General features: G+C 59.0%; 17 protein-coding genes. 10 read left to right on the top strand and 7 right to left on the bottom strand.

The window, feature by feature from the left end; genetic code table 11:
* The 3 genes from otsB to ACYQ1A_RS07175 form a co-directional block, all read right to left on the bottom strand.
* Positions 1-759, bottom strand: a complete 759-nt coding sequence (gene otsB, locus ACYQ1A_RS07185) for a trehalose-phosphatase (RefSeq protein WP_499361322.1) — start codon at positions 757-759, stop codon at positions 1-3.
* Positions 760-2,991, bottom strand: a complete 2,232-nt coding sequence (locus ACYQ1A_RS07180) for an alpha,alpha-trehalose-phosphate synthase (UDP-forming) (protein WP_499361321.1) — start codon at positions 2,989-2,991, stop codon at positions 760-762.
* 249 nt (positions 2,992-3,240) lie between these two features.
* Positions 3,241-3,795, bottom strand: a complete 555-nt coding sequence (locus tag ACYQ1A_RS07175) for a hypothetical protein (RefSeq protein ID WP_499361320.1) — start codon at positions 3,793-3,795, stop codon at positions 3,241-3,243.
* A gap of 371 nt (positions 3,796-4,166) precedes the next feature.
* Here ACYQ1A_RS07175 and ACYQ1A_RS07170 point away from each other — a divergent pair, with 371 nt between their 5' ends.
* Both ACYQ1A_RS07170 and ACYQ1A_RS07165 read left to right on the top strand, forming a co-directional pair.
* Complete coding sequence (locus ACYQ1A_RS07170) at positions 4,167-4,928, top strand: DUF6882 domain-containing protein (protein ID WP_499361319.1); 762 nt, start codon at positions 4,167-4,169, stop codon at positions 4,926-4,928.
* Between the two features lie 116 nt (positions 4,929-5,044).
* A complete protein-coding gene (locus ACYQ1A_RS07165; protein ID WP_499361318.1) occupies positions 5,045-5,677 on the top strand; it encodes a glutathione S-transferase family protein in 633 nt (210 codons plus the stop codon).
* A gap of 9 nt (positions 5,678-5,686) precedes the next feature.
* Here the strand turns inward: ACYQ1A_RS07165 and ACYQ1A_RS07160 are convergent, their stop codons facing one another.
* Both ACYQ1A_RS07160 and ACYQ1A_RS07155 read right to left on the bottom strand, forming a co-directional pair.
* Positions 5,687-7,003 (bottom strand): Nramp family divalent metal transporter, encoded by a 1,317-nt coding sequence (locus ACYQ1A_RS07160; protein ID WP_499361317.1) that lies wholly within the window; start codon positions 7,001-7,003, stop codon positions 5,687-5,689.
* 95 nt (positions 7,004-7,098) lie between these two features.
* On the bottom strand, positions 7,099-7,617 hold the full coding sequence (locus ACYQ1A_RS07155; protein ID WP_499361316.1) for a nuclear transport factor 2 family protein: 519 nt from the start codon (positions 7,615-7,617) through the stop codon (positions 7,099-7,101).
* A 258-nt stretch (positions 7,618-7,875) separates the two neighbouring features.
* Here ACYQ1A_RS07155 and ACYQ1A_RS07150 point away from each other — a divergent pair, with 258 nt between their 5' ends.
* Complete coding sequence (locus ACYQ1A_RS07150) at positions 7,876-8,274, top strand: hypothetical protein (protein ID WP_499361314.1); 399 nt, start codon at positions 7,876-7,878, stop codon at positions 8,272-8,274.
* A gap of 355 nt (positions 8,275-8,629) precedes the next feature.
* Here ACYQ1A_RS07150 and ACYQ1A_RS07145 read toward each other — a convergent pair whose 3' ends face one another.
* Positions 8,630-8,800: a hypothetical protein gene (locus ACYQ1A_RS07145; protein ID WP_499361313.1), complete on the bottom strand. Its 171-nt coding sequence runs from the start codon at positions 8,798-8,800 to the stop codon at positions 8,630-8,632.
* Between the two features lie 112 nt (positions 8,801-8,912).
* Here ACYQ1A_RS07145 and ACYQ1A_RS07140 point away from each other — a divergent pair, with 112 nt between their 5' ends.
* From ACYQ1A_RS07140 to ACYQ1A_RS07115, 6 genes are all read left to right on the top strand, one after another.
* Positions 8,913-9,875 (top strand): ABC transporter substrate-binding protein, encoded by a 963-nt coding sequence (locus ACYQ1A_RS07140; protein ID WP_499361312.1) that lies wholly within the window; start codon positions 8,913-8,915, stop codon positions 9,873-9,875.
* An 80-nt stretch (positions 9,876-9,955) separates the two neighbouring features.
* Positions 9,956-11,485: a sugar ABC transporter ATP-binding protein gene (locus ACYQ1A_RS07135; RefSeq protein ID WP_499361311.1), complete on the top strand. Its 1,530-nt coding sequence runs from the start codon at positions 9,956-9,958 to the stop codon at positions 11,483-11,485.
* Positions 11,482-12,519 (top strand): ABC transporter permease, encoded by a 1,038-nt coding sequence (locus ACYQ1A_RS07130; protein ID WP_499361310.1) that lies wholly within the window; start codon positions 11,482-11,484, stop codon positions 12,517-12,519. Before ACYQ1A_RS07135 ends, ACYQ1A_RS07130 begins: the two co-directional genes overlap by 4 nt.
* A 3-nt stretch (positions 12,520-12,522) precedes the next feature.
* Positions 12,523-13,614, top strand: a complete 1,092-nt coding sequence (gene yjfF / locus ACYQ1A_RS07125) for a galactofuranose ABC transporter, permease protein YjfF (RefSeq protein WP_499361309.1) — start codon at positions 12,523-12,525, stop codon at positions 13,612-13,614.
* Between the two features lie 258 nt (positions 13,615-13,872).
* A complete protein-coding gene (locus ACYQ1A_RS07120) occupies positions 13,873-15,246 on the top strand; it encodes a carbohydrate-binding protein (RefSeq protein ID WP_499361308.1) in 1,374 nt (457 codons plus the stop codon).
* A gap of 393 nt (positions 15,247-15,639) precedes the next feature.
* On the top strand, positions 15,640-15,978 hold the full coding sequence (locus ACYQ1A_RS07115) for a hypothetical protein (RefSeq protein WP_499361307.1): 339 nt from the start codon (positions 15,640-15,642) through the stop codon (positions 15,976-15,978).
* Between the two features lie 93 nt (positions 15,979-16,071).
* Here the strand turns inward: ACYQ1A_RS07115 and ACYQ1A_RS07110 are convergent, their stop codons facing one another.
* The gene (locus ACYQ1A_RS07110; protein WP_499361306.1) at positions 16,072-16,920 is read right to left on the bottom strand and encodes a PEP-CTERM sorting domain-containing protein; all 849 of its coding nucleotides are present in this window, start codon (positions 16,918-16,920) and stop codon (positions 16,072-16,074) included.
* Positions 16,921-17,271: 351 nt separating this feature from the next.
* Here ACYQ1A_RS07110 and ACYQ1A_RS07105 point away from each other — a divergent pair, with 351 nt between their 5' ends.
* The gene (locus tag ACYQ1A_RS07105; protein ID WP_499361305.1) at positions 17,272-20,076 is read left to right on the top strand and encodes a glycoside hydrolase family 3 protein; all 2,805 of its coding nucleotides are present in this window, start codon (positions 17,272-17,274) and stop codon (positions 20,074-20,076) included.
* The last annotated feature ends 179 nt before the right edge of the window (positions 20,077-20,255 follow it).

Below are 20,255 nucleotides of genomic sequence, written 5' to 3'. Positions count from 1 at the left end.
TCAGCCAGCGCCGACGGCGCCGCGCCATTGTTCTTCAATAATCTGGATCAGATGCGCCATCTCGCTTTGGTGGCCCAGATAAAAGCGCGCGGCGGACTGATCCGCCTGCTCCACCCGCACGGTGAGCCATGTGGGCGGGGCTTGGCGGAAAGCAATCTCGTCGGTCTCGTCGTCGCCAATAAACAGCGCCTCAGCCCGGCCCGCTTGGGCCAGCAAATACTGGATAGCCGCATATTTATTCGGCGCGCCCGGAGGCAACAGATTCAGCACGCATTTGCCCCCGATCAGATCGGGTGCCGGATCCAGCGATCGCGCCAGTTGCAGCACCGCCGCCTGCGCGGTTTCGCGGTCACGGGCCAAGCGGTAATGCAGGCTGAGCGAAAAGCGTTTGCGTTCCAGCGTTACGCCATCAGGCAAAGGCAAGGCATCGATCTGGATTTGCCAGCGCTGCATCACCTGTTCCAGTGCCGGCGTATCGACGCCGGCCATGCCTTCCGCGCCGTGATTGCCGATAATGTATTGCGGCACAAAACCCAGCCGCGCCGTCACATCGGCAATGCTGCGGCCGGTCACGATGGCGACCGGCGCAATCGCACACAGACGTCGCATGGCACTGCTGACCGGCGTGGGCGCATAGGCGTTGTCAGGCAGGGGCACGATGGGGGCGAGCGTGCCGTCGAAATCAAACACCAACAAGGGCTGGCGCGCGATGGCTTGCTTCATTTCCTGCAAGCCGGCGGTATTCAGTAAATAACGCATTTACGATTCCTTGCGATTGGCCGAGATACGCGCCTCGATGCGCTCGCGCAAGCGGGTGCGCGCCGCATCGGCCAGCATATCGGCCGCCCACAGATACACATTGTTGTGTTGCACGGTAGAACGCAGGCTGCGCATGCGGTCGCGCTGTTCGGCGTCGGACATGGTCAGTGCATCGTGCAAAGCGGATGCGGTGTCTTCAATGTGATAAGGATTGATGATCAGCGCATCGGGCAATTCGTCGGCTGCCCCGGCAAAGCGGCTGAGCAACAATACGCCGCGTTCATCGTCACGCGCGGCAATGAATTCCTTGCACACCAGGTTCATGCCGTCATGCAGGCTGGTCACCATGCAGGCATCGGCGGCACGGTAATAGCGTTGCAGGGTAATGGCATCGTGGTGGCTGGCAAACAGATGCACCGGCTGATAGCCTGGCTGGCCAAAGCGCGCATTGACTTCATGCACCCGTTTGTCCAGCCGTTCCTGAAAGGTGCGGTATTCATCGAGCGAACTGCGAGTGGGCGCGGCGATTTGCACCAGGCTAAATCGCCCGACCAGTTCCGGATGCTGCTCCAGCATCGCCGCCACCGCGCTGACGCGCTCGATCAAGCCTTTGGTGTAATCAAACCGATCCACCCCTATAGCGATCAGATGGTTGGCATCCGCGCCTATCCGCTCGCGTAATTCCTGCCGACACGCTTCGACCGGCGGCATGCTGCCTTCCGGCCAGGCAATCGAGATTGGATAGTTTTTGACCAGCGTCTGATGCCCGCCATAAGTGATGGTGGAATGCTCTTGCTCGATATTGGCTTCCAGCAAATGGTCGACGGTTTCGGTGAAATGCTTGCAGTGATACGGCGTGTGGAAGCCAAGAATGGTGCTACCCAGCAAGCCATCGACTATCTCGCTGCGCCACGGGCAAATGCTGAACGATTCGCTATTGGGCCAGGGGATATGCCAGAAGGTGATGATGGTGGCGCGCGGCAGCTTCTCGCGCACCATGCGCGGCACCAGCGCAAAGTGATAATCCTGCACCAGCACCACCGGGTCTTCGGTGCGCGCGGCGCTCACCACGGCATTGGCAAAGCGTTGGTTCACGGCGCGATAGTGTTCCCAATCGCTGGCCCGAAACACCGGCCGCACATGCGCGATATGGCACAAGGGCCACAGGCCTTCGTTGGCAAAGCCAAAGTAATAACCGGCCTCTTCGGCCTCGGTCAGCCAGACCCGTTTGAGCTGATAGCTGGGGTCCTCCGGCGGCACCGCCACCTGGTCCAGCTTGTCGACGGTGTCACGGTCGGCGCTGCCGCTGCCATGCGCAATCCAGATGCCGGAACACGCCCGCATCACCGGCTCAACCGCCGTAACCAGCCCGCTGGCGGGCCGATTGATCTTGATGCCGCCTTCCGGCTTGTGCTCATGGATATACGGTTCGCGGTTGGAAACCACGATGATTTCGTCGCCACGCAAATCGCTCTTGAGCAAGCTGCGCAAACGCTCGGGCGTCCAGATATTGCTGGCGCGATGCAGCACGCGCCGCTGGTCTTCCAGTTCGCGCAACATGCCGCGCAATTCTTCCACCACTGGCATCAGCTCACGATTGCCCATGCCGCCAAACGGCCGCACCAGACCCTCACCGCGCAACAGGGCCTGCACCCCGGCCAGCCAGCCCCGCCAGGTCAGTTGCGCAATCACCAGCGTAATCAAGGCAATCACACTGCCCAGCACCACAAACAGCACGATCAGATATTGCCGGGTGATCTGGCTGCGCCGTTCAACAAAGCTCATATCGTGCAGCAAGACCAGCTGCTCGCCGCTCTGATCGACGGCTAATGGCAGCACGGCCACATGCGCCAGGCCATACGGCAGATGCGCCAGTGGTGGTTGTTTTTGCGCCAGTTGCGCCAGCGTGGCGCAATCAAAACCGGCGGCAGGAAAGCCCAGCGAACGTACGCTCCACGCGCCTTGTGCGGTGCAGATGCCCGCGCCCAGCACGCGTTCGTCACTGACGATACGGTCCAGCAAGGTTTGCGCGTGGGCGGGCCGTTCTGGCACCGAGGTATCGCCCATGCTTTCGCTGAAGGTGGTGGTGATCAGACTGGCGCGAGTGTCCAGATCTTTGACAAACCAGCGCAGGGTAAGCTGGTCGACGATGGGAACGGTAATGTAGGCAGCCAGCAGCAAAACACACAGCAGTGGCAAGAAAAAACGCAGCGGCAAAGGCAAAAACTTCAAATCGAGGGCCTCCAGGCGGTCGGTGAAAAGGACGGGCGCGTGGCTGCCTGGCACGAGGCGAGACGTTTTTAAGATAAACCGCAAAACTGCATTTGCACAAATGGAAATCAGCGCGCGGGCTGCTGCGGCGGGTGCGCTGAATACGGGGCGGCGTGCAAAAAAATCACCGGCGCGTTACCCGCCGCCGGTGATGGATTGCACCCCTGCATGCCCGTTTTGCTTGCCTCAAAACGACGCGCAATCAGGCACTTATTGAATCACCATGGTGGCAACCCCATTGAGCTGCGTAACGCCATTGGTGGCGCAGGCATCGATTTGCAGATTGGGATAAACCAGCGTTTCGATCACTGTTTTCCCCAGATATCGCCCACTCAATACCGTGGACGTGCGCACGATGACCGTATTGTTATCAACCCGGGTAACCAGAGGCGCCGGTCCATTCCAGACACTGGTTTCGCCATCGCTCCAGGTCAGCGTTTTATTGCCGATTGGGCTGCCACCAGGCAATTCGAGTTCTTCACAACTCATTTGCGAATCAAAAATCGATTCCCCGTGCGCGGTACCCGACCAGAGCGGCAACAATTCGGTACAGCTGGGGTAATCGGTAATGGTGGTGCGATGTATCAATTGACTGGTATTGGTCAGGCCCGGGGTATAGCTGTCCGCGACCGTGCCTATGCAGGTGGTTGGCGTTGCCTGAGCAACGCCGCTGCAAAATATGAATAGCGCAAACCATAAAAGCGGCCCGCGGAAAACGCCTGATAAATGCAAATGCCTTGCTACGAATTGACTGGGTTTGCCCATCACCACTACTCCTTGGTCCAAAGACGGAAAAAGCACGGAGAGCGGGTTTGGCGAGTCTGAAGCTCGTCTGCTGTTCTGGTTTTATATATCTAATGCATAAAAATGCTTTAACGGCAGATCGGTGGCTGGATGAATTATTTTTTTAATTATTTCAAATGACTTGATTGCACTCGTTTTTAGCGCGTATGCAATAAAGCTGCAATAGCACCAGCCAACCTTGCCACCCTGCGCCGTCATCAACAAAATACCGCCTCAGCACAGTGTTGGGCGGAGCTATGCCCCGACGCGCAATCCCCCCAAATCAGAACAGGCCGCGGTGTTGCTTTACGCTGCCGCCCCCCCATCACACTACCGCACTCTGGAAAAAGACCATGAGCCACGAACCCGGGCACAACGCAGACACCGCCGCCTCTGACCACATCGAGTGCGACCGGCACGGCCATGCCCACGCGGCATTTATTTGCCAGCATTTACTGGCGCAGCCACGGCAGCATTGGGCTTGCGAGTACCCCACGCCTGACCAGCCGTGGCCCGACGCCTGGTGCGCGGAATGCGACGCCGCATTTTTGCAGGCAGGCGGCTGGGACGAGAGCAACGAAGCCACTGCGGACATTCAGATGGTATGCAGCAGCTGCTACAACGAGCTCAAGGCGGAAAGCGTGCTGACGCTGGACGAGGCCGAGCTGGAAGCATGGAACGCCGGGCAGCACGCATCTGGCCAATGGCTGGCAGCCAGACAAGCCGCGCTGATCGCCGAGTACGCGTTTACCAGCTATCCGCGGTACGACTACGACCAGCACGCCGCCACCCTGACTTTTTCTGGCGCTGAGCGGCCCGACCTGATCGCCGACGTGGAATTTGTCGGCACTTTGTCGACTGCGAGCGGCACCTGGATGTGGTCCTGGGCTAATTTCAGCCTGGCCGAACCGGTGCGTTCCAGAATCACGCAAGTGCGCGACGCGCACACGGGCATACCGCATTTGACGGTGCCGCTGTGGGCTGCAGATCAGCACGATGGCTGGCATATGACCGCGATCGCGGCGGAAGTGCTGGATGCCAAAGGTGCATACCGGGTACCGACGGACCACGGATTTATTTATATGGTCATGCTTGATATGCACTATCGCCAATAAGCCTGGCTACGGCCCGCCCGCCGCTGCTGCGCTTCAGGCAAAAAGATCAGAACGGCCTCGCCAAAGCGGGGTCATCCCCGCAAAATAGCGGCCTTTGCCCCTGCAGCGGACAGCCCATGTACACCCTGTTTTATTCCCCCGGCAGCGCCAGTCTGGTGGTGCACCAGACCCTGCTGGAAATCGGCGCGCCGTACACCCTGCGGCGTGTCGACTTTGCCGCGCGCGAGCAAAAAGACCCGGATTATCTGGCGCTGAACCCGCAAGGCGTGGTCCCGACGCTGGTAGTGGACGGCCAGGCGTATGGCGAATCAGCGGCTTTGCTGCAGCTGCTGACCGAGCGCCATCCTGCCAGCGGCCTGGCGCCTGCGCCGGGTTCGCCCCAACGCGCGCAGTGGCTGTACTGGACCACCTGGCTGTCCACCACGCTGGGCGCGTGCTACCGCGCGCATTTTTATCCCGCTGATCTGGGGCTGGCCGAATGGCCCCCGGCACAGCGCGAGGCCTTGCAGCAGCGCTTTGCCGGTTTCTGGACGCAACTGGAACAGCAGTTGCAACAGCATGGCCCGTGGCTATTGGGCGAACAGATGAGCACGGCCGATCTGCAATTGATGATGTATCTGCGCTGGTCGCGCAATATGCAGCGCCCCGCCACGCAATGGCCGGGCCTGGCCGCTTTTGCGGCACGGATGGCGGCGCGCCCGAGCTGGCAGCAGGCTCATCAACTTGAGGGCCTGCCGCTCTGGCCGTAGTGGCGGCCGTTAGCCCAGGACCCCGTCAACCAGCCACAGATTAGTGACGGTAATGACGGCAAACAAGCCCCACGCCACCCAGCGTGACGGCCGATTGATGGTGTAGCGGCCCATCACCTTCGGGTCGCTCACCGAACGGATCAGCGGCCACATTGCAAACGGCAACTGCAAGCTAAGCAATACCTGGCTCCAGATCAGCAATTTGCCGGCCGAATCGTTGCCCAGCCACAGCACGCCCAGCAGTGCCGGTGCCAACGCCAGACCGCGCGTAATCAAGCGACGTTGGTAGCACGGAATTTTGAGATGAAAAAAGCCGTCCATGATGACCTGGCCCGCGATGGTGCCGGTGAGCGTAGAGCTTTGCCCGGACGCGAGCAGCGCAATCCCGAATAACCAGGCGGCTGCCGCGCCGGCAATGGGCGTAATCAGCGTATAGGCGTGTTCGATATCGGCCACTTCGGTGTGGCCGGAATAATGAAACGCCGTGGCGGCCAATACCAGAATGGCGCCATTCACCAGCATGGCAATCAATAAGGCCGCCCAGGTATCGAGCCGCACCATATTCAAGGTGGATTCCACGTCGTGTACCGATTGCGCGCCGATTACGCGCCGCGTTTGCACCACCGAAGAATGCAGATACAGGTTATGCGGCATGATGGTCGCGCCCACGATGCCCAGCGCCAGAATAATGGCGTCTTTGTGATCATGCCCCGGATTACCCGGAATCAGCCCCAGTGCCACGGCGTGCCAGTCTGGCTTGACCATGATCACCTGAATTAAAAAACACAGCGCCATGGTGGAAATCAAACCCAACACAATGGCCTCGACCTGGCGAAAGCCTTTGCCCTGCATGCCTAATACGATGACGGTATCAAAGGCCGTCAACACAATGCCCCACGCCAAAGGAATGCCGAATAAAAGCTTGAATGCCAGCGCGCAACCAATCACTTCGGCGATATCGCAGGCAATGATGGATATTTCGGCGGTAATCCATTGCAGCACTTTGCCAAACGGACCGTATCTTTCATAACTGGCTTGCGCGAGGTCTTTGCCTGCAATCAAGCCCAGACGTGCCGCCAGCATTTGCAAAAAAATTGCCGCCAGGCTGGAAAACGCCACCACCCACAACAGGGCGTAGCCAAATTGCGAGCCCGCCTGTATATCCGTGGCCCAGTTGCCGGGGTCCATATATCCAATGGCCACCAATAAACCCGGCCCGGCAAAACGTTTGAGTTTGGAGAAAGTAGATGCCGTTGCGGCAATAGTGATGCTGCCTTTGACTTCAGTTGGACAAAACGGAGCGGTAGCGGTGGTGGGTAGTCGCATAACCTTTTACGCAGATTTTTCAGATGCAATTAAAACGCGATAAACCGCCTTGTTCGGCGGGGCCGCAGGCTGGGTCAAACCCGGCGCTGCAGATTTCAGAACATTGTATTGTCGTTGGCCGAATGTTCCGGCACGGCCTCGATCACGTCCCAATGCTCCACAATCTTGCCGTCTTTGACGCGAAAGATATTCACAATGGCGCGCCCGCGATCATCCGGCCCACTGCGCGAATCATTGTGCATCCATACCATGTCGCAATCGACCGCCGTTCGGACGATACGTGAACGGGCTTGCGGGTTCTTTTTAAAAAAACCGGTGAAATAGTCAACAAAGGGCGCTTTGCCATCGGGCACGGTGGGATTGTGCTGTTTGTATTCAGGCGCAACCAGTTTTGCCGCCGATTCAATATCGTGTTGGTTGAAAAACTGGTCGTAGAAGTGGATGACCAGTTGGCGGTTTTGCTCAGCGTTATCGCAGGCGGCGGGCGCGGCCCAGGCAGGGGCTGCTGCCAATACGCCCGCGAGGAATGTGATTATTGCTTTGCATTGCAGTGGCATAACGGGACTCCAGAATCGTTTTACTCGGTGCAAATCGGGCCTGAGCGTGGGCGGCAAAGTCTGTGTTTGCCGGCCATGGCGAGTATTGCGGCCAGCGGCACTCTAGCGCAATCCGGGCGGCGCTCGGCCATTGCGCATGGATGGCGCTGGGTCACGCTGATGCGGACGAATCGAACGCGGAAGTCGCCATGGTGAATACGCCCAGGGTTTCCACCCACAGCCACATCAGTCCGCCGCTGATAACCGCCTGCGGCACGCCTGGCCAAACTACCTGACAACCCCCATCGCATTAACGCGGTGGCCAAGGAGGGCAGTATGAGTGAACCGCACAAAGACAACCGCCACGCAGCGGACCAGATTCCTTCCAACCAACATAACAAGAGCAATTTTGAATCGAATTACCCGGACGGCGCCGCCGATAGCACTGGCCAGGATAAACGTAGCCAGCGCGACGCCAGCCAGTTGCACGGCAAAGAAATCGGCAAGCCCACGCCGCATCATGATGATCAATACGGCCCGGCGCCGCCACGTGACCAGATCCGCCCGCCAGAACTGGACCCCGCCGCCCAGAATAGCCCGGCTGCGGGCGAGAGCATTCCGGCTTCGGTAAGCAAACGCAGCGACGGCGAAGAATACGCGCGCCATTTTGGCGAGGGTAATACCGGTGATGCCGGTGCCAACCCCAATGCACGCGGTGGCAATACCCGCCACTGATTGCGCAAAGAACCCTGTGGCGGCACAAAACACAGCCGGTGTTTTGTGCCGTTTTTTTATGGGCGCAATCCGGGCGAGCGCATCGGCCAGATCGTCGATCAATACAAATTCCGGGCAAAAAAACGCCTCGACGTCGAATATCGGGCGGTCGAGGCTACAAGGCACCAGGAGGCTGATCCGATACGCCCTGAGCGTACCGCGATGAGCTTGATTTCATGGTCCCCCACTCGCGCCCTGCTTTAAGCCAGACCGCGTTGGCTTTCTACGCAAAGAAAACCCGCACGCCGCTGCCAGCCAGTGGCCCCACAGATTGTGTCGCCACGCCTACACAGCCGATACACGGCGGCCTGACCAGTCAGACCGTTTTCTGCATGGTGCTGCCGCGATCTGCCGCTTTAATCCATCTGCGTTTAAAACGTTTCCGCCGCAATGCCAATAACGGCGCGGGTTGTAGCGGCATCTCATGCTGCAACGCAACAAGCTGCAACCTGTCCGGAATGTGCATGAACACAGCAGAAAACAACATACCTATCCGCCTTGGCATGACGCACGATTCCGCTCATTCCGCACTTTGCGGATACACACTGGCCGCGCACAGAACGAGCCAGCACGATAGCGTTCAACAGGAGTCGAGCGACATGCGATCTGCAAAACTGAAAGTTCTTGCCGTAATCACACTGGCTGCCGCGGGGCTGTATAGCTCGATGGCGGTGGCCGCCGACAAACTCGTCCTCGGTTTTGCCCAGGTGGGGGCAGAGAGTGAATGGCGCACCGCCAATACCGAGTCCATCAAGAGCAGCGCCAAAGAAGACGGCGTTGACCTCAAGTTTTCCGATGCGCAGCAAAAGCAGGAAAACCAGATCAAGGCCATCCGCTCTTATATTGCGCAAAAAGTGGACGTGATTGCGTTCTCGCCCGTGGTTGAATCAGGCTGGGAACCGGTCTTGCGTGAAGCCAAAGCGGCCAAAATCCCGGTGATTCTGACCGACCGCGCCGTCAAGGTCAGCGATGACAGCCTGTATACCGCGTTTATTGGCTCCGACTTCCTTGAAGAAGGTCGTCGCGGCGGCCGTTGGCTGCAAGAAAAGTACAAAGGCCAGCCTGGCCCGATCAATATCGCCGAGTTGCAAGGCACGGTGGGTTCGGCCCCGGCCATTGATCGTCGCAACGGTCTGCTGGAAATCATCAAGAATGACGATCGCTTTAAAGTGATCGCCAGCCAGAGCGGCGACTTTACCCGGGCCGGTGGCAAGCAGGTGATGGAAGCTTTCCTGAAGGCCCATGGCAAGCAAATCAATGTGGTGTATGCCCATAACGACGATATGGCTATCGGCGCCATTCAAGCCATTGAAGAAGCGGGCCTCAAACCCGGTAAGGACATCATCATTGTGTCCTTCGATGCCACCAAGGGCGCCTTCCAGGCCATGATGGCCGGCAAGATGAATGTGTCGGTCGAATGTAGCCCGCTGCTGGGGCCACAACTGATGGAAACCGCCAAGCTGGTCGCCGCTGGCAAGCCGGTGCCCAAGCGCATCGTGACCAAAGAAACGGTCTTCCCGATGGAAACGGCCGCAGCCACCTTCCCTTCGCGTAAGTACTGATCGGACGCATCAGGCGGCGCAGGTCGCCTGAACCCGTCCGCATAAGCGCGCGCCCTCCAGGCGCGCGCCAAGGAGCTTGCATGACGACCGCCGCCGCACCCGCTTCCGCCGCCCCGATCCTGACCATGACGGGCATCTGCAAATCTTTTCCTGGCGTTCGCGCGCTGCATGACGTGACCTTTCGCCTGTTTGCGGGCGAAGTGCACACCATCATGGGCCAGAACGGCGCGGGCAAATCCACGCTGATCAAGGTGTTAACCGGCGTACACCCCACCGATGCCGGCCAGATCACGCTCAATGGCACGCCGCTGACCATAGACACCCCGCGCTCGGCCGAGGCGGCAGGCATCCGCACCGTGTATCAGGAAGTGAATCTCTGCCCCAATTTATCGGTGGCAGAAAATATTTATATCGGCAACCTGCCGCAAAAAAATGGCCGGATTGATTGGCCAACCTTGAACGCCGCCGCCGCAAAATTACTCAGTGGCCTGGCGCTGCAAATCGATGTCACGCGGCCGCTGGATTCCTATCCGATTGCCATCCAGCAAATGGTGGCCATCGCCCGCGCTTTGAGTACCGAAGCGCAAATCCTGATTCTGGACGAACCGACTTCCAGCCTGGACGAGGATGAAGTCCAGCGCTTGTTTAATCTGCTGCGCCAACTTAAAGCGCGTGGCATGGCTATTTTGTTTGTGACGCATTTTCTGGCGCAAACCTATGCCATTTCTGATCGCATTACCGTGCTGCGCAATGGCGAGCTGGAAGGCGAATATCTGACCGGCGATTTACCGCAGCTCAAGCTGATCCACAAAATGGTCGGCCGCGAGATTGACGTCGATACGCTCACCCAGCCGCAAGCCGCGCAAATGGCGCAACCGGGCGCAACCTTTATCAGCACCCAAGGCATGGGACATAAAGGCACGGTGCATGATCTGGATCTGGAAATCCATGCTGGCGAAGTGCTGGGCCTCGGCGGCTTGTTGGGTTCCGGTCGTACCGAAACCGCGCGTTTGTTGTTTGGCGTGGATCGCTGCGACAGCGGCGCCGTTAACATCAATGGCCAGGCGGCACGTTTTAATTCGCCGCGCGATGCCATCAAGCACGGCATTGGTTATTGCCCGGAAGATCGCAAAAAAGAAGGCATCGTGGCCGAATTGTCGGTACGCGAAAACATTATTCTGGCCCTGCAGGCGCGGCGCGGATTGTTCCACTTTTTATCGCGCAAACGCCAGGACGCCATCGCCAATGAATACATCAAGGCATTAGGCATCAAGACGCCCGATGCGGAACAGCCGATTGGTTTGTTATCCGGGGGCAATCAACAAAAAGCATTGCTGGCGCGTTGGTTGGCCACTGAACCCGGCATGTTGATTCTGGATGAGCCCACGCGCGGTATCGATGTCGCGGCCAAGCTCGAAATCATGGATCAGGTATTGGCGTTGTGCCGCAAAGGCCTGGCCATTTTATTTATCTCGTCCGAAATGGGCGAAGTGGTGCGCGTCAGCCATCGCATTGCCGTATTGCGGGACCGCGAAAAAATCGGCGAACTGGAAGCGGGCCAGGCCGATGAACGCGCGGTATTTCATATGATTGCTGGAGGTGGCGCATGACCCGAGCCCGGTTCTCCGCCCTGATGCGCCATCCTTTGGCGCTGCCCTTGATTGCGTTGATTGTGCTGTTGCTGGTTAACCGCGCGTTTAATGCCACGTTTTTTCATATCGAAAGCAAAGACGGCCATTTGTTTGGCAGTCTGATCGACATCCTGAATCGCGCCTCGCCATTGGCCCTGGTGGCATTGGGCATGACGCCGGTGATTGCCACGCGCGGTGTGGATGTCTCCGTCGGCGCAGTAGTCGCCATTTGCGCCGCCGTGGCCGCCGTTATGATCGGCGGGCAAATGCACGTGGAAAACGGCGTGGAGGTTTATGTTTCCAACGTACCGATGCCACTGGCGATATTGGCGGCATTGGCGGTCGGCCTGATTTGCGGTTTATGGAATGGCACGCTGGTTTCAGTGGTCGGCATGCAACCGATTATTGCCACGCTGATTCTGATGGTGGCCGGGCGCGGCATTGCGCAATTGCTGACCTCGGGCCAGATCATCACTATTTACTACCAGCCTTATTTCTTTCTTGGCGCGGGCTATCTGTTCGGTTTGCCTTTTTCGCTGTTTATCGTTGCCGCGGTGTTGTTATTGCTGTGGCTGCTGACCCAACGCACCGCGCTCGGCTTGTTTATTACCGCTATCGGGATTAATCCGGTCGCTTCTTACTTTGCTGGCGTCAAGGCCCGGGCCATTACCTTGTGGGTCTATGGCTTTTGCGGCCTGACCGCAGCCATGGCGGGTTTGATGATCAGCTCAAACGTCAAAAGCGCCGATGGCAATAACGCGGGCTTGCTGATGGAGCTGGATGCCATTCTGGCGGTAACGCTGGGCGGCACCTCTTTGGGCGGCGGCAAATTCAGTTTGATCGGCACGGTCATCGGCGCCTTGATTATCCAGACTCTGACCTATACCACCTGGTCTTTGGGCGTGCCGCCCGAAGCCAATCTGGTGGTTAAAGCGGTCGTGGTGTTTATTGTTTGCGTAACGCAATCGGACCAGCTGCGCCAATGGCTGGTGCGGCGTCCGCTGGAGGCTTGACCGATGAATCTGCCACTTTGGCGCACCGGGCGTTTATCTGACCCGCGCACCCTGCCCTTGCTGATTACGCTGGCGTTGTTTATTGCCATGTTTGCCTACGGCTCGTTTGCCTATCGCGGCTTCTTTTCGATGCAGGTGTTTTTGAATCTGTTTATCGACAACGCGTTTCTGCTGATCGTGGCCATCGGGATGACTTTTGTGGTCATTTCCGGCGGCATTGATTTGTCGGTGGGAGGATTGGTGGCGCTCACCACCATGGTTTCCGCCACGCTGGCGCAAAACCACCATTGGCCAATCTGGATAGTAATTCCGCTGGTATTGGCTTTGGGCGCTTTGTTTGGCGCGTTCCAGGGGGTATTGATCCAGTATTTTCGCTTGCAGCCTTTTATTGTGACGCTGGGTGGTTTGTTTCTTACCCGTGGGCTGTGCTTTTTAGTGAATATCGAATCAATCACCATTACCGACCCGGCCTACACGCATCTGTCCGAATTCCGCGTGCACCTGGGCGAATACGCCATTACCACCAATGTGCTGATTGCCGCGGTGACCTTTGCCGCAGCGATCTGGCTGGCGCATTTCCGCCCGTTTGGCCGCTATGTTTATGCCATCGGCGGCAATGAAAAATCGGCCCTGCTGATGGGCTTGCCGGTGGCACGCACCAAGGTGCTGGTGTACACGCTGTCGGGCTTTTGCGCCGCATTGGGCGGGGTGACGTTTACCTTCTACATGCTGTCGGGCTACGGCTTGCATGCGCAAGGCATGGAGCTGGATGCCATCGCCGCCACCGTCATCGGCGGCACCCTGCTCACCGGCGGAGTGGGCTATCTGACCGGCACGCTGTTTGGGGTGTTGATACTCGGTGTTATCCAGACCCTGATTACCTTCGACGGCACCCTCAGTTCCTGGTGGACGCGTATTGTCATCGGTGCCTTGCTGTGCGTGTTCTGCGTAATGCAACGCCTGTTGGAAAAGCACACCGCCGGACGGCAAAAGCATCGCTCAGACATCAAACCCGTATCGGGCGGCCGACGCGAAACTGCGCCGGTCACACCTGCGGCAGCGCGCACCGGCACGCTGGACCAACTGGCGTCCTGAGCGGCGCGCCACTGCCACCAAGCTGCCGGGCATGTAGGCCTTTGTAGGCCGCAGCCCGGCAAGTGGGTGATTTGAATTACCGTTTCCATTCAACAGGTTGACGACTATGACAATGTCGTTAAACTAGCCCGCGACCCGTCAATAAGGCGGGCGTTGATTAAACATGGATGGATGGAGACGTTAATGAAGAACCCTTTGTTCGCACGCGGACAACGGAAGCTTGCGCTCGTCGCGCTTCCGGCCGCTTTTGCAGCCTCAATGGCTTTTGCTTATCCCGCCTGGCAAGACGGCGGCACTTATACCGCCGGCACCATCGTGGTTTATAACGGCCACGATTACAAAGCGCTGGTCAACCAGACCGACTACGCAGGCGCTGGCTGGAACCCGGCCGCGACCCCGGCGCTGTGGCAAGACTTGGGAGTGGATAGCGGCGGCACTACGCCGACGCCTACCCCAACGCCCGCGCCGACACCCACACCTACTCCGGCCCCCACGCCCAAACCCACGCCAACGCCAACGCCAACGCCGGCCCCCACCCCGGTGCCCACGCCCACACCAACCCCGGCGCCGACACCAACCCCTACGCCGACCCCCGCTCCCACCCCATCAGCCAGCCTGCCCAAGCATGTGCTGGTCGGCTATCTGCATTCCAGCTTCGCCAACGGTTCTGGCTACATCCCGATGGCCAATGTCTCGAATGACTGGGATGTGATCGCGCTGGCGTTTGGCGATTCCGACACCAACGGCAACATCACCTTTACCCGCTGCAAACCGTCGGAGTGCCCCAATGTCGAAAGCGACGCCGACTTTAAAGCGGCAATCAAGGCCAAACAGGCACTCGGCAAAAAGGTGATCATTTCGGTGGGCGGCGCCAACGGCCTGGTGCAACTGACCAGTGCCACGGCGGTGAGCAATTTCGTCACTTCGGTAGAGAAAATCATCGATACCTGGGGCCTGGACGGCGTAGACATTGACTTTGAAAACCAGTCCGTAATGCTCAACCAGGGCGACAACGACTTCACCGCCCCCACTACCCCCATCGTGGTCAATCTGATCTCGGCGCTCAAACAGATCACCAGCCATTACGGCAGCAAGTTTGTGCTGACCATGGCGCCGGAAACCTTCTTTGTGCAACTGGGCTACAGCTTCTACGGTCCGGGGCCAAACGGGTCTTCGGATGCGCGCTCGGGGGCCTTCTTGCCGGTGATTTACGCCATGCGCAACGAGCTGACGCTGTTAATGGTGCAGGACTACAACTCCGGCCCGATCACCGGACTGGATGGGCAGTATCACACCATGGGCGGCGCTGACTTTTTGACCGCGATGACCGATATGGAACTGGCCGGGTTTACCGTAGCCAGCACCGGCAAAACCTGGCCGGGTCTGCGCCCGGATCAAGTGGCCGTAGGCATCCCGGCCAATGCCAACGCGGGCAACGGCTTTGTTGACACCGCCGGGGTGGAAAGCGCGCTGGATTGTTTGATGAAGGGCAGCAACTGCGGCAGCTACAAGCCCAAAGCGATCACCCCGACCCTGCGCGGGCTGATGACGTGGTCGATCAACTGGGATGCGTACAGCAACTTTGCCTTCTCGAAACCGTATCGCACTTACTTGAACAGCTACGGCAATTAACCGGTGCATCGGGTGGGTCTGGACCCACCCGCCAAAGCTGCCATTCACGAACTGTGGCACGTGGAATGGCATTGAGCGGTGGGTCTGGACCCACCCTATCTTGCTACGGCAAGTAACCGGTGCATAGGGTGGGTCTGGACCCACCCGCCAAAGCCGCCATTCACGAACTGTGGCACGTGGATATGGCATTGAGCGGTGGGTCCAGACCCACCCTATCTAGCTACGGCAAGTAACCGTTGCACGGGGTGGGTCTGGACCCACCCTATCTTCATGCCACGCAGCCTGTTAATTTGATTGCGCGCAATCCATCCTAGTAGCACTACCAGTTCTGCCCTGGGTCACGCTTACATACCATTGTCATCAAGAAGCACCGCCAACGGTGTGGAGAAGAAGATGACAATCAGCAAGTATTTTAATGTGGTGATCAACCCGTATTTCGAGGTGCGGGCGGTCAATGAGCAGGGGCAGCCCACCGAGGCGCTGCATGGCATGTGGCGGGCGCGGATGGTGGAGTCTCCGTTTGCGGGCGTGTTGCGGGCGGTCGAATTGCGTTTGGTCAAAGACGCGCCACCGGTCTATATCACCGACGGCCACCCCATGGCGGACAAGATCGACTGGTATCACTTTCCGCATCGCAGCGCGCTGTTTACTCCGACAGCGCAATCAGTGCGGGCCAACCGCCCCTCCCTGGCCATGCAATTGCGTGAAGCCAGCGGTAGCAAAGAAAACTGATCGCGCCGCCTTGGCGCCATCCCTCCTCACAAAAAAAACGAGCGCAGCCGTAGGCCACGCCCGTTTCTTCCGGCAAGTCTGCTGCAGCCGTGCTTATTCGCTGCGACCAGCGCGCTTTTTACGCGCAGCCAGCAAAGCCACCAACCCCAATCCCATCATGGCGTAGGTTTCCGGCTCCGGTACGGCTGCCAGGGTGTAGTCATAGGCCAAGGTCACCGATTGCCCGGCGGCCAGCGTGCCCAGATTAAAGCCCAACGCCAGATCCAGGTCGTCCGTACCCGAAGTGAAGCTGGACGCCGCACTGAGTTCGTACGGATCAATGCTCCACGGGTATTGCGACGAAATCAGCCCGCTGACGCCACCGCTACTTACATCGCTCAGGGTCAGCTTGAGCCCGCTCAATGCGCCATAGGCCGAGCCACTCCCCGCACTGTTCTGCGTATTGGTGGTTTCGAATTCGCCGCCGGAATAGTAGTTGAGGTCGGCATCAGTGCCCACCGCATACGCCACCTGATTGATGTCGGCGTCGGTGGTGTTGGTAAACGTCACGGTAAAGTGCACCGTGCCGCCGTCCAGACTCACCGTTTGCAGCAGACCAAGCCCGTTGTACGACCCTTGTTGGGTTAGCGTCGACGCCGTGCTGCCGGTAATGCTGAAGCCAAAGGGATTGGTGCCCTGATAGAACTCGCCGCCCGTGGTGTCGTAGCTGCCGCCCACGCCGAGCGAGCTAAAGCCGAACGCCACGCCTGGCCAGACCAGGTCATTGCCGTAATTGCCCTTGCCGCTGGGGTCGTAAGTCAGGCCCAGCATTGCGGTCTGGTCGATGAGGGCGCCGCCGTCATCAACACCCACCTGCAGCGTGCCGTTCTGTAACACATACGCCTGGGCCAGCGGTGCGCACAGCGCCGCCAGTAAGCTTAACGCCAGTACTTGTTTATGCATTCCTGCCTCTCCTCAGATAACCGCAAAATACGGCCCCGTCCGGCCGCCCTTATCGCTTTCGCATTGCTTCGCCCATTTGTGTTTTGGTGCACCGCAGCGGGGCAGCGCTCGCATCTGGTCGCCCCGCGTAAGCAATAAACCTACAGCGCAGTATTAATCTTCTTACCCTACTTGTAACTTTTTGTTTCGGGGTTATTATGAAACCGCTTTCACAAATATGCCAAGTGGATACGTAAAAATTTCATCAAAACAAGAGTTTGCTGATATTTGGGTTCAGTTGAAAACGCATTGGTTACAAAACACAGAAAGCATCTTCATGCGCAACCGCGCACAAATGGAGCAGGAGGTACGATGAAGCGCGCAACAACCGCGATGCACAGCTTTGCATCGAAATGGCACCCCAATCTGGTGCGCAGCGGCCTGGCCGTTGCGATGACCGTAGCCTTGGCGGCGTGTGGTGGCGGTGAGGACGGCAGCAGTCTCAGCGCCAACCAGCTGGCCGCCGCACCCACCCCAACCCCGAACCCCGGCAACCCCACCCCGACACCCGCACCGGTTACGCCAACGCCCACACCGGCACCCGTTACACCGACGCCAACACCGGCACCGGGCAATAACGCCGCCCCGCCGCTGACCCAACTTAACGACTGGCCCAAAATCAGCTACCCACGTCCCAACGACGCGCAAGTCGAAGCGCGCGTTACGGCGTTGCTGGGCCAATTGACGTTGGCGGAGAAGGTCGGGCAAATGACGCAAGTCGAAATCGCCTCGGTCACCCCGGCTGAGATCACGCAGTACCACATAGGCTCGGTCTTGAATGGCGGCGGCTCATGGCCCGGCGGCAAGCAAGCGGCCAGCGTGCAAGACTGGCTGACTTTGGCCGATAGTTTGTGGGCTGCCTCGACCAGTTCGGCCAATGCGCATCCGATTCCGCTGATCTGGGGCACCGACGCGGTACACGGGCACAACAACGTGCGCGGCGCCACGCTGTTCCCGCAGAACATTGGCCTGGGCGCCACGCGTGACCCGGCCTTGCTGCGGCAGATTGGCGCAGCGGTGGCACAGGAGGTCACGCATACCGGTATCGACTGGGCGTTTGGCCCCACCGTGGCGGTAGTGCGCGATGATCGTTGGGGTCGCACTTACGAGGGCTATGCCGAATACCCCGAAGTGACCGAAGCCTATGCCCGCGAAATCGTCGAAGGCATGCAAGGCACGCTCGGCCTGGATAGCAGCAATGAAAAAGTGGTCGCTACGGTGAAGCACTTTCTGGGCGACGGCGGCACCACGCTGGGCACCGACCAAGGGGTGACCGCAGTCGACGAGTACACGCTGCGTAATATCCACGGCCGCGGTTATATCGGCGCACTGGAAGGCGGCGTGCAAACCGTGATGGCATCGTTCAGCAGCTGGCAAGACACCGCCAACCCCAACGCCAAAGCCATCAAGATGCACGGCAACAAGTATCTGCTGACCGACGTGCTCAAGACCAAAATGGGCTTTGACGGCTTTGTGGTGTCGGACTGGAATGGCATCGGCCAGATCACCACCGCCAACAGCGATAGCGCCACCAATTGCAGCAATAGCGATTGTCCGTGGGCCATCAATGCCGGCGTGGACATGATCATGGTGCCGGCGCATGACGACTGGAAAGCGTTTATCGCCAATACCATCGCCGAAGTGCAAAGCGGCGCGATTGCGCAATCACGGATCGATGACGCAGTGCGACGCATTCTGCGGGTGAAGGTACGCTTGGGCTTGTTCGAGAAGCCACGTCCGTCTGCGCGCACCAAGTCGCATGCCATCGGCACGGCGGCCAATCGGGCACTGGCGCGGCAAGCGGTACGCGAATCACTGGTCTTGCTGAAAAACAACGACCAGACCCTGCCCTTGAGCCGCAGCGCCAGAATCCTGGTGGCGGGCAAGAGTGCAGATAGCGTATCCAACCAATCGGGTGGCTGGACCATCAGTTGGCAAGGCACGGGTCTGACTGCGGCGGATTTCCCCGGCGCAACCAGCTTCTGGTCTGCCGTGAAGAGCATTGCGCCCAACGCCACGCTCGACACCAGCGCCACCGGCGACAAGGCCAATTCGACCTATGACGTAGCCATTGCGGTGATCGGCGAAACGCCGTATGCCGAAGGCCAGGGCGATATCGGCAAGACCAAGACGCTGGAACTGGCACGACTGCATCCGGAAGATCTGGCGCTGATCGAAAGCCTGAAAGCCAAGGGTGTGAAGAAGATCGTGACCGTGTTGTATTCGGGCCGCGCGCTGTATACCAGCCGTGAAATCAACCGTTCGGATGCGTTTGTGGCCGCATGGTTGCCGGGCTCGGAAGGGGGTGGTGTCACCGACGTCTTGTTCCGCAAGGCTGACGGCACCGTCAACTACAACTTCCACGGCAAGCTGTCGTACTCATGGCCCAAGTCGGCCTGCCAGGCACCGCTCAATATCGACGATGCCAGCTATAGCCCGCTGTATGCCTATGGCTACGGTCTGACTTATGCCTTCACGCCCAACCAGCCGCAATATGACGAAACCAGCCAGGCTTATGGTTGCGGTCAGAGCGGCACCGGCGGCCCAGGCGCCACCGATACGCTGGAAGTCTATCTACACGGCAACCAGGACCCATGGACCATGTATATCGGCGCACCCTCCAACTGGGGCGGCGTGACGGTGGCGCAAGCCACGGCCAACGCCACGGCCACGCCAGCGGGTGAACTGAAAGCCACCCCGGTCGATGACCAGGGCGGTATTCAGTGGGGCGCGATGAAGTTCAGCTGGAACGGCGTCGGTCAGGCTTATATGCAGGCCACCAGCGTGGATCTGTCTTCGTATCTGGCGACCGGCTCGCTGGTATTCGACGCGAAGATCAGCAAAGCGCCCAGCGACGACGTGATTGCGCGTGTCGATTGCGGCTATCCGTGCATGGGTCAGATCAACATCAAGAGCGCCATTGTGGCGCAGCCACTGAACACGTGGAAAACGCTGGCGATTCCGCTGGCATGCTTCGCGGCGGCGGGCACGGACTTCACGCAAGTGAATACGCCGTTCTTGATGTACAGCAGCGGTACGTTCGAGATCTCGGTCGGCAATATCCGCTGGGAACCGAACAATGCCGGCAACATTACTTGCGCGGGCACCGCCAAGTAGCACAGCAGTAGAAAACTCTCCTTGTCATATGACGCGGGCCGCTGAATGCGGCCCGTTTTTTTTACGCCACGCCCGCTGGACGATCCAGGCGCCGATGGCATTATCGGCATTGCGCCGACGGCTTTGCCCAAGGCTGGCGAGTACAACCGCAGCATCGCCCGTCTAACCGTGCGCACGCG

This window comes from Silvimonas sp. JCM 19000 (genome assembly GCF_054652575.1).
This window is presented reverse-complemented; position numbering and strand designations above follow the sequence as displayed.